Genomic DNA, 8451 nt, shown 5'->3' with positions numbered 1-8451 from the left:
ACAGGGCACGGGGGGGGCGGATGGGCACGGACGGGAGGCGCGACCCGCCCCCGCCCCGCCCGTCGCGAGCGCGAGTGGCCGGGCTGGTCAGCCCTGCGGCTCGGTGACGAAGTCGATGAGCTCCTCGACGCGCCCGAGCAACTGCGGCTCCAGGTCGGCGAAGGTCCGCACCTGCCCGAGGATCCGCTGCCACGCGCGCGCGACGTCCGCCTGGTCGTCGGCCGGCCACCCGAGGTGCTGCAGGATGCCCTTCTTCCACTCGATCGAGCGCGGGATCGTCGGCCACGCCGTCAGCCCGAGTCGCGACGGCTTCACCGACTGCCAGACGTCGACGAACGGGTGTCCGACCACGAGCACGTGCGCACCCCACTTCCCGCGCATCACGGCCTCGGCGAAGCGGGACTCCTTCGACCCCGGCACGAGGTGGTCCACGAGCACGCCGACCCGACGCTCCCGCGTGGGGCGGAACTCCTCGAGCACGTCGGCGAGGTTGTCGACGCCCTCCAGGTACTCGACGACGACGCCCTCGACGCGGAGGTCCGCGCCCCAGACCTTCTCGACGAGCTCGGCGTCGTGCCGGCCCTCGACCATGATCCGGGAGGGCAGCGCGACGCGTGCGCGCTGTTGCTCGACGGCGAACGAGCCGGAGGCGGTGCGGAGGCGACCACCGTCGGACGCGTGCCGCACCGGCGGGGCTGCACCGGGCCTCCCGTCCGATCCGGCGCGAGCCGGGGGTGCAGCCGCGGCAGACCGCCCGCCGACACCAGCGGCACCGGGACCGGACCGACCGCCCGCGCCCGCGGCACCACCCGCCGACCGGCCGACCGGCGCCTGCGGCCGACCGAGCGTGACCAGCTTGCCCTCGAGCAGGAACTGCCCGGTGAAGGGGAAGGCGCGGACGCGACCCTTCCAGTCCTCCAAGGAGACGTTGCCCGCCTCGAGCCCGACCACGGCGCCCGCCCACCCCGAATCCGGGTCCTCGAGCACCATGCCGCGCTCGAGCGGCACCTGCTGCACCTTCTCGACGCCCCTCGAGCGCCAGTCGCCCGAGAGCACGTCGCTGCCGTACCGGTCCTCGTCCACCCGGGAAGCGTAGTGTCGACCAGTCCCGCAACGGCGCCGGCACCCGCGGCGCGTCACGCACACGCCGCACCCATCCCGCGGCGCGTCACGCACACGCCGCACCCATCCCGAGCACGGTGCGTCCCCGTACACGTCGTGCTCTCCCCCGGCCGCACGCGTCACCGCACGCCCCGCGGCCACCCCGAACGGAAGGCCACACCGTGCGCGCAGCAGTCATCCACGCTCCCCGCGACGTCCGCGTCGAGGAGCGCGACGCCCCCACCGTCATCGCCCCGACCGACGCCGTCGTCCGCGTCACCGCCGCCTGCGTGTGCGGCTCCGACCTCTGGCCGTACCGCGGCGTCCGCGACACGAAGGAGCCGCGCGCCATCGGACACGAGTTCGTCGGCGTCGTCGAGTCCCTCGGTGACGAGGTCGACGGCCTCGCGGTCGGCGACTTCGTCATCGCGCCGTTCACCACGAACGACGGCACGTGCCAGGCCTGCGCCCACGGCATGACGAGCGGCTGCGACCACGGCTCGACCTTCGGCGTCACGCCGGACGCCTACGGCCACCCGCTCGGTGGAGCACAGGCCGAGTTCGTCCGGGTGCCGGACGCAGCCGCGACGCTCGTCGTCGTGCCCGGGCCCGTCGACGAGGACCTCGTGCCCTCGCTGCTCACCCTGTCCGACGTGTTCTCCACCGGACACCACGCCGCGGTGTCGGCCGAGGTCGGACCGGGCAGGACCGTCGTCGTGGTCGGCGACGGCGCCGTCGGGCTGTCCGCCGTCCTCGCGGCGAAGCGCCTCGGCGCCGAGCGGATCATCGCGATGAGCCGGCACGCCGACCGGCAGGCCCTCGCGCGCGAGTTCGGGGCGACGGACGTCGTCGAGGCCCGTGGCGACGAGGGTGTCGCTGCCGTCCGGCAGCTGCTCGGCGGCGACCTGGCGGACTGCGCCCTCGAGGCGGTCGGCACCGCGGAGAGCATGGACCAGGCGCTGCGGGTCGTCCGCGCGGGCGGCAACGTCGGCTACGTGGGGGTGCCCGCGGGTGACCCCGAGCTGCCGATGCCGTTCCTGTTCGGCCGGAACATCACGGTCGGCGGCGGCATGGCCCCGGCGCGCGCGTACATCCCCGAGCTCCTGCCCGACGTGCTGTCGCGTGCGATCGAGCCGGGCCGGGTGTTCGACCTCGAGCTGCCGCTGGAGCAGGCAGCCGAGGCCTACGCGGCGATGGACGAGCGGCGCGCGATCAAGGTGCTGCTGCGCCCGTAGGGGAGGGGGCGCTGGGCAGCGCGGGTCTCGACCCCGCGCCCCGCGGCCCCGGTCCCGGTCCCGGTCCCGGGCGAGGCGTCCCGCGCCCTACCTCAGAGCCCGGGTCAGGCGTCCCGTACCGCGAGCACCCGGTGCGGCGCCGCCCGCTCCGCACGCCACCCCCGCGGCAGCACCTCCTGCAGCTCCGGCACCGTGAACGACCGCTGGATCGACCGCAGCCCGTCGACGCGCACGAACGTCCCGACGGCCACCAACGGCGACGCCAGCGCGTACGCCCGGTAGGCCTGCCGCGACCGCCGGATGTCCGAGTGCAGGCTCCGCCCGGTCGCGAGCTGCGCCGAGTCCGCCAGGAACGCCGCGCGCGCCTCGTCGTCGAGGTGGTGCAGCACGTGGTTCGACACCACGAGGTCGAACCGCTCCCCCGCCGCGACGAGGTCGGCGCTCGACTGCTGCCGGAACGTCACCCCGCGCGGCGTCGAGCGCGCGGCCGACGCGATCGCCCGCTCGTCGGGGTCGACGCCGACGACCTCGATCGACAGCCCGTCGCTCGCCGCCCACCGCACGAGCGCGCGCGCCAGGTCGCCGCCGCCGCACCCCAGGTCGAGCACGCGGCCGCGCCCACTCGGGGGCAGCGCCGGCACGACGTGCGTCCGCCACACCGCGCGCCACCCGCTGACCAGGGCGTTCACCACGGCGAACCGCCGGAACGTGCGTTCCAGCGCCTGCGGGTCGCAGTCCGGGTCGTCCATGAGTTCGCGCAGGTCGGTCGCCCGGGTCCTCAGGTCGACGGCCGGGAGGCGCGGTGCCCGTCCGCCGGGTCGGCCCAGGTCGCGCGGGTGGTCGCCGCTCACGCCCCCACCACCGTCATGCGCGCGCTCTCGACCGTCAGGCCCGGGCCGAACGCCACCGCGACGAGCGCGGAGTCGTCCGCGACCCCCTGCTCCAGTGCGTCGCGGAGGACGAACAAGACCGTGGCGCTCGACATGTTCCCGTGGTCCCGGAGCACGTTCCGGCTCGACGCGACGGCGCTGTCCGGCAGGCCGAGCGCCTCCTGGGCCCGGTCGACGATGGCCCGTCCGCCGGGGTGCACGGCCCAGACCGGCACGTCGGCGGCGACCTCGTCCTCAGCGAGCAGGGTCGACACGGCGGCCGGGACGTGGACGCCGACGAGCTTCGGCACCGCCGTCGACAGGACCATCTCGAAGCCTTCGTCCCCGATGTTCCACGCCATCTCGGAGGCGCCCTCGGGCACGGTCGCGGTCGCGAACCCGTCGATCCGGAGTCCGGCGCCGCCCCCGGTCACGACGACCGCGGCCGCACCGTCGCCGAACACGCTGTTCGCGACGATCTGGTCGGGGTCGTCGGACGCACGCACGTGCAGCGTGCAGAGCTCGGCGCAGACGACGAGCACGACCGCGGACGGGTCGGCCTCGGCGAACGCGGCGGCGATGCGGAGGGCGGGGAACGCCGCGCAGCAGCCCATGAACCCGATGTGGTGCCGGAACACCCCCGCCGGCAGTCCGAGCTGGTCGACGACGTCGATGTCCGGCCCCGGCTGCGTGAAGCCGGTGCACGAGACGGTCACGAGGTGCGTGACGGCAGCCGGGTCGACGCCGGCACGGTCCACCGCGTCGCGTGCCGCCGCGACGAACAGCGCCGGTGCGAGCTCGCGGTACCGGTCGTTGCGCGTGCCGGTGGACGGGGACACGAGGTCGCCGCCGTCCTGCCGGAACAACCCGCCCGGACGGGTGGCGTCGAGTTCCTCGATGACCGTGTGGCGGTGCTCGACGGCGGACACGTCGAACGCGGCGGGCACGAGGCGGCGGCCGAGGCGACCGAGGTCGGGCTGCCCGGCGAAGAGGTCCCGCACCGCCGCCTGGTCGAGGGTGGTCTGCGGGACGGCGGTCCCGATGGCGCGGATCGTTGCGGTCACGACCCATCCTGTCACCGGGTCGCTGACGTGTCCCCAGGTTGCCCTGGTCCAGCTCCGGCGCGGCGGCCGGTGGTCCGCTTGCCGACCAGACGACGGACGGGAGGCGCGGTGCCAGCTGGCACCGCGCCTCCCGTCCGTCCCGTGGTGGCGGGCTAGGCCTGCGCGCGCTCCAGGACCAGCTCGCGGACGCGCGCCGCGTCCGCCTGTCCCTGCATGGCCTTCATGACCGCGCCGATGATCGCACCGGCGGCCTGCACCTTGCCGTCGCGGATCTTGGCGAGCACGTCGGGCTGCGCGGCGAGCGCCTGGTCGACCGCTGCCGTGAGCGCCGAGTCGTCGGACACGACCTTCAGGCCGCGGGCCTCGACGACCTGCGCCGGGGAGCCCTCGCCGGCGATGACGCCCTCGAGGACCTGGCGGGCCAGACGGTCGGTGAGGTCGCCGGACTCGACGAGCGCGATGGTCTCGGCGACGTGCTGCGGCGACACGAGGTCACCGGCGGCGGCGTCACGAGCGTTGGCGACGCGGCTGATCTCACCCGTCCACCACTTGCGCGCGGCCTGGGGCGAGGCGCCCGCGGCGACGGTGGCCTCGACCTCGTCGAGCAGCCCGCCGTTGACGACGTCCTGGAACTCCAGGTCGCTGAAGCCCCAGTCGCCCTTGAGCCGGCGGCGACGCGCGACCGGGGCCTCGGGCAGCGAGGCCCGCAGTTCCTCGATCACGGCCGGGTCCGGCACCACGGGGAGCAGGTCGGGCTCCGGGAAGTAGCGGTAGTCGTCGGCGTCCGACTTCGGGCGACCGGCCGACGTGCGACCGGTGTCCTCGTGCCAGTGGCGGGTCTCCTGCGTGATCGTGCCGCCGGCGGCGAGGATCGCGGCCTGACGCTGGATCTCGTAGCGGATGGCGCGCTCGACGGCACGGAACGAGTTGACGTTCTTCGTCTCGGTACGGGTGCCGAGCTTCTCCTGGCCCCAGGGACGCAGCGAGATGTTCGCGTCGCAGCGCAGGTTGCCGCGCTCCATGCGGGCCTCGGAGACGCCGAGCGCGCGGACGAGGTCACGGATGACCTGGACGTACGCGGCGCCGAGCTCCGGGGCGCGGTGCTCCGCGCCGAAGATCGGCTTCGTGACGATCTCGACGAGCGGGACGCCCGCACGGTTGTAGTCGACGAGCGAGTACTCGGCACCCTGGATGCGGCCGGTGGCACCGCCGACGTGCGTCAGCTTGCCGGCGTCCTCCTCCATGTGGGCGCGCTCGATCGGGACGGTGAAGATGGTGCCGTCGGCCAGCTCGACCTCGACTTCGCCCTCGAACGCGATCGGCTCGTCGAACTGCGAGATCTGGTAGTTCTTCGGGTTGTCCGGGTAGTAGTAGTTCTTCCGCGCGAACCGCGAGGACTCGGCGATCGAGCAGCCGAGCGCGAGGCCCAGCTGGATCGAGTAGCGCACGGCCTGCTCGTTCACGACGGGCAGTGCGCCGGGGAGCCCGAGGTCGACCGGGGTCACGTTCGTGTTCGGCTCGCCACCGAAGAAGTTCGGGGCGTCCGAGAACATCTTCGTCTTCGTCGCGAGTTCGACGTGGACCTCGAAGCCGAGCACCGGCTCGAAGCGCTCGAGCGCCTCGTCGAAGTCCATCAGCGCGTCCTTCTGCGCCATCAGATCACACCTTCCTGCGCAGCGGACTGCTGAGACTGGTCGAGGTCCGGGATGCTGTCGATGAGCGGGCGACCCCACTGCTGTTCGAGCAGGCGCTCGAGCGCGGCGCCGTAGCGGTACAGGCGGGCGTCCTCGCGCTGCGGGGCCATCAGCTGCACACCGGTCGGCAGTGAGTCCTCGGGCGCGAGGCCGTTCGGGATGCTCATGCCGGGGACGCCGGCGAGGTTCGCCGGGATCGTCGTGAGGTCGTTGAGGTACATCGCCAGCGGGTCGTCGAGCCGCTCACCCAGCGGGAACGCCGTCGTCGGGGCCGAGGGGCTGACGAGCAGGTCGACCTGCTCGAATGCGGCCGCGAAGTCGCGCTGCACGAGGGTGCGGACCTTCTGCGCCGAGCCGTAGTAGGCGTCGTAGTAGCCGGCGCTCAGGGCGTAGGTGCCGAGGATGATGCGGCGCTTCACCTCGGGGCCGAACCCGGCCTCGCGCGTCGCGGCCATGACGTCCTCGACGGTCGCGCCGCCCTCGGGCGTGACGCGGAGGCCGAAGCGCACCGAGTCGAACTTCGCGAGGTTCGACGACGCCTCGGCCGGGAGGATCAGGTAGTACGCGCTGATCGCGTAGGCGAAGCTCGGGGCGTCGATCTCGACGACCTGTGCGCCCACCGACTCGAGGAGCGCCACGGTTTCCTGGAAGCGCTGCGTCACACCGGCCTGGAAGCCCTCGCCACCGGCGAGTTCCTTGACGACGCCGACCTTGAGACCACGGAGTGTGTCGGCCTGCAGGCCCTCGCGCGCGGCGGCGGCCATCGACGGCCACGCGTCGGGGATCGAGGTGGAGTCGCGTGGGTCGTGTCCGCCGATGACGTCGTGCAGGAGCGCGGCGTCGAGGACCGTGCGCGAGACCGGGCCGACCTGGTCGAGGCTCGAGGCGAGCGCGATCGAGCCGTAGCGGCTGACCCCACCGTAGGTCGGCTTCACACCGACGGTGCCGGTGACGGCACCGGGCTGCCGGATCGAGCCGCCGGTGTCGGAGCCGAGGGCGAAGGGCGCCTCGTGGGCGGCGACCGCTGCGGCCGAACCACCGCCGGACCCGCCGGGGATCCGGTCGAGGTCCCACGGGTTGCGCGTCGGACCGTACGCGGAGAACTCCGTGGTCGAGCCCATCGCGAACTCGTCCATGTTCGTCTTGCCGAGCGGCACGAGACCGGCGGCGCGGAGCTTCGCGACCGGGGTGGCGTCGTACGGCGGACGCCAGCCCTCGAGGATCTTCGAGCCCGAGGTCGTGGGCATGTCCTGCGTGCACAGGACGTCCTTGATCGCGATCGGGACGCCGGCGAGCGCGCCGAGGTCGTCCCCCGCGGCACGGCGGGAGTCGATCGACTTCGCGACGGCGAGGGCGTTCTCGTTGACGTGCAGGAACGCGTGCACGTCCCCGTCGACGGCCGCGATGCGGTCGAGGTGGGCCTGGGTGGCCTCGACGCTCGAGACGTCGCGCGCCACGAGGGCGTCGGCGAGCGCCGCGGCGCTGAGCTTGGTGATGTCGTCGGTCATCTTCTGTCGCCTACTGTTCTTCGCCGAGGATCGCCGTCACACGGAACCGTTCGCCGTCGGAGTCGGGGGCGCCGGACAACGCCTGCTCCTGGGTCAGGGTCGGCCCCACCACGTCGGGTCGGGTGACGTTGCCGAGCGGCACGGGGTGGCTCGTCGCGGGGACGTCGTCGGTCGCGACCTCGGCGACCTTGGCGACGCTCTCGACGATGTGCGCCAGCTCACCGGTCAGCTTCTCGATCTCGTCGGGCGTGAGTGCGATACGTGCGAGGTTCGCCAGGTGCGCGACCTGCTCGCTCGTGATGTCAGGCATGGGGCTCCGTCGATCGGGACGTGGGACGCCGACCAGTCTATTGGCCGGTCCGGACGCTCGGGGGCAGCGGGCGGCCCGCTCCCGCCGAGCGGGCGGTACTCGCACGGTGAGCGGCCTGCCCTCTCCCGCCGAGCGGGCGGTACTTGCACAGGTATGGGCCCCGGGGTGCAGGAACCGCCCGCTCGCGAGGCCGCCCGCCCGCGTTCCGTGTCGGTTGCCTTGGCCGTTCCCACCGTCGGCGCCCCCTCCCCAGCCCGGGCGGGCGGAATCCGCAGCGCCCACCGCCGCCATCGCGCAGGATCCGCCCGCTCACGGATCGATGTGCTCCAGGACGGCACCGTTCCCGCGAGCGGGCGAAACCGGCAGCACGGAGACCGGCCATCGCGCAGGATCCGCCCGCTCACGGATCGATGTGCCCCAGGACGGCACCGTTCCCGCGAGCGGGCGAATCCGGCAGCGTCCACCGCCGTACCGACGCGCTTCCCGCCCGCTCGCGGATCGGCGCGGCCTCCGAGACCCGTCGCCTCCGCGAGCGGGCGATCCCGGCAGCGCGCCCCTCGGGCACGCCGCACGGAACGCCCGCTCGCGGTCCGGGCAGCAGCCACAGCCAACGCAGCAGCAGCCGCGGCAGCAGCCGCGGCAACAGCAACAGCAGCCCAGCCCCCGGCCC

At 73.8% G+C, this 8451-nt stretch carries 8 protein-coding genes; 1 reads left to right on the top strand and 7 read right to left on the bottom strand.

The genetic code is table 11. From position 1 onward, the window contains the following. Nucleotides 1-87 precede the first annotated feature (87 nt). Complete coding sequence (locus BEP24_RS15150) at nt 88-1083, bottom strand: DUF3097 domain-containing protein (RefSeq protein ID WP_065964805.1); 996 nt, start codon at nt 1081-1083, stop codon at nt 88-90. A 200-nt stretch (nt 1084-1283) separates the two neighbouring features. On the opposite strand from BEP24_RS15150, the gene BEP24_RS15145 reads away from it, so the two are divergent. Then, on the top strand, nt 1284-2336 hold the full coding sequence (locus BEP24_RS15145) for a zinc-dependent alcohol dehydrogenase family protein (protein ID WP_065964804.1): 1053 nt from the start codon (nt 1284-1286) through the stop codon (nt 2334-2336). Nucleotides 2337-2440: 104 nt separating this feature from the next. On the opposite strand, the gene BEP24_RS15140 is transcribed toward BEP24_RS15145, so the two are convergent. The 6 genes from BEP24_RS15140 to BEP24_RS17865 form a co-directional block, all read right to left on the bottom strand. Then, nucleotides 2441-3187, bottom strand: coding sequence for a methyltransferase domain-containing protein (locus BEP24_RS15140; protein ID WP_253181724.1), 747 nt, complete (start codon nt 3185-3187; stop codon nt 2441-2443). Continuing rightward, on the bottom strand, nt 3184-4269 hold the full coding sequence (locus tag BEP24_RS15135) for a type III polyketide synthase (RefSeq protein ID WP_065964803.1): 1086 nt from the start codon (nt 4267-4269) through the stop codon (nt 3184-3186). Before BEP24_RS15135 ends, BEP24_RS15140 begins: the two co-directional genes overlap by 4 nt. 152 nt (nt 4270-4421) lie before the next feature. Continuing rightward, a complete protein-coding gene (gene gatB / locus BEP24_RS15130; protein ID WP_065964802.1) occupies nt 4422-5924 on the bottom strand; it encodes an Asp-tRNA(Asn)/Glu-tRNA(Gln) amidotransferase subunit GatB in 1503 nt (500 codons plus the stop codon). Further along, nucleotides 5924-7471, bottom strand: coding sequence for an Asp-tRNA(Asn)/Glu-tRNA(Gln) amidotransferase subunit GatA (gatA, locus tag BEP24_RS15125; protein WP_065964797.1), 1548 nt, complete (start codon nt 7469-7471; stop codon nt 5924-5926). The genes gatB and gatA overlap by 1 nt, the downstream gene beginning before the upstream one ends. A 10-nt stretch (nt 7472-7481) precedes the next feature. After that, nucleotides 7482-7781, bottom strand: coding sequence for an Asp-tRNA(Asn)/Glu-tRNA(Gln) amidotransferase subunit GatC (gene gatC / locus BEP24_RS15120; RefSeq protein WP_065964795.1), 300 nt, complete (start codon nt 7779-7781; stop codon nt 7482-7484). A 400-nt stretch (nt 7782-8181) separates the two neighbouring features. Beyond that, nucleotides 8182-8451: hypothetical protein (locus tag BEP24_RS17865; RefSeq protein ID WP_216093151.1), on the bottom strand; the 270-nt coding region annotated here is incomplete at its 5' end.

It is taken from the genome of Curtobacterium sp. UCD-KPL2560 (assembly GCF_001705035.1).
Classification (GTDB): Bacteria; Actinomycetota; Actinomycetes; order Actinomycetales; family Microbacteriaceae; genus Curtobacterium.
Note: the sequence above shows the minus strand (reverse complement) of the source record. Positions and strands in the feature narration are given on the sequence as shown.

Excerpts from the sequence above, each read along its gene's own strand:
- gatC (WP_065964795.1), bottom strand. The coding sequence starts at position 7,781 with ATGCCTGACATCACGAGCGAGCAGGTCGCGCACCTGGCGAACCTCGCA.
- gatB (WP_065964802.1), bottom strand. The coding sequence starts at position 5,924 with ATGGCGCAGAAGGACGCGCTGATGGACTTCGACGAGGCGCTCGAGCGC.
- gatA (WP_065964797.1), bottom strand. The coding sequence starts at position 7,471 with ATGACCGACGACATCACCAAGCTCAGCGCCGCGGCGCTCGCCGACGCC.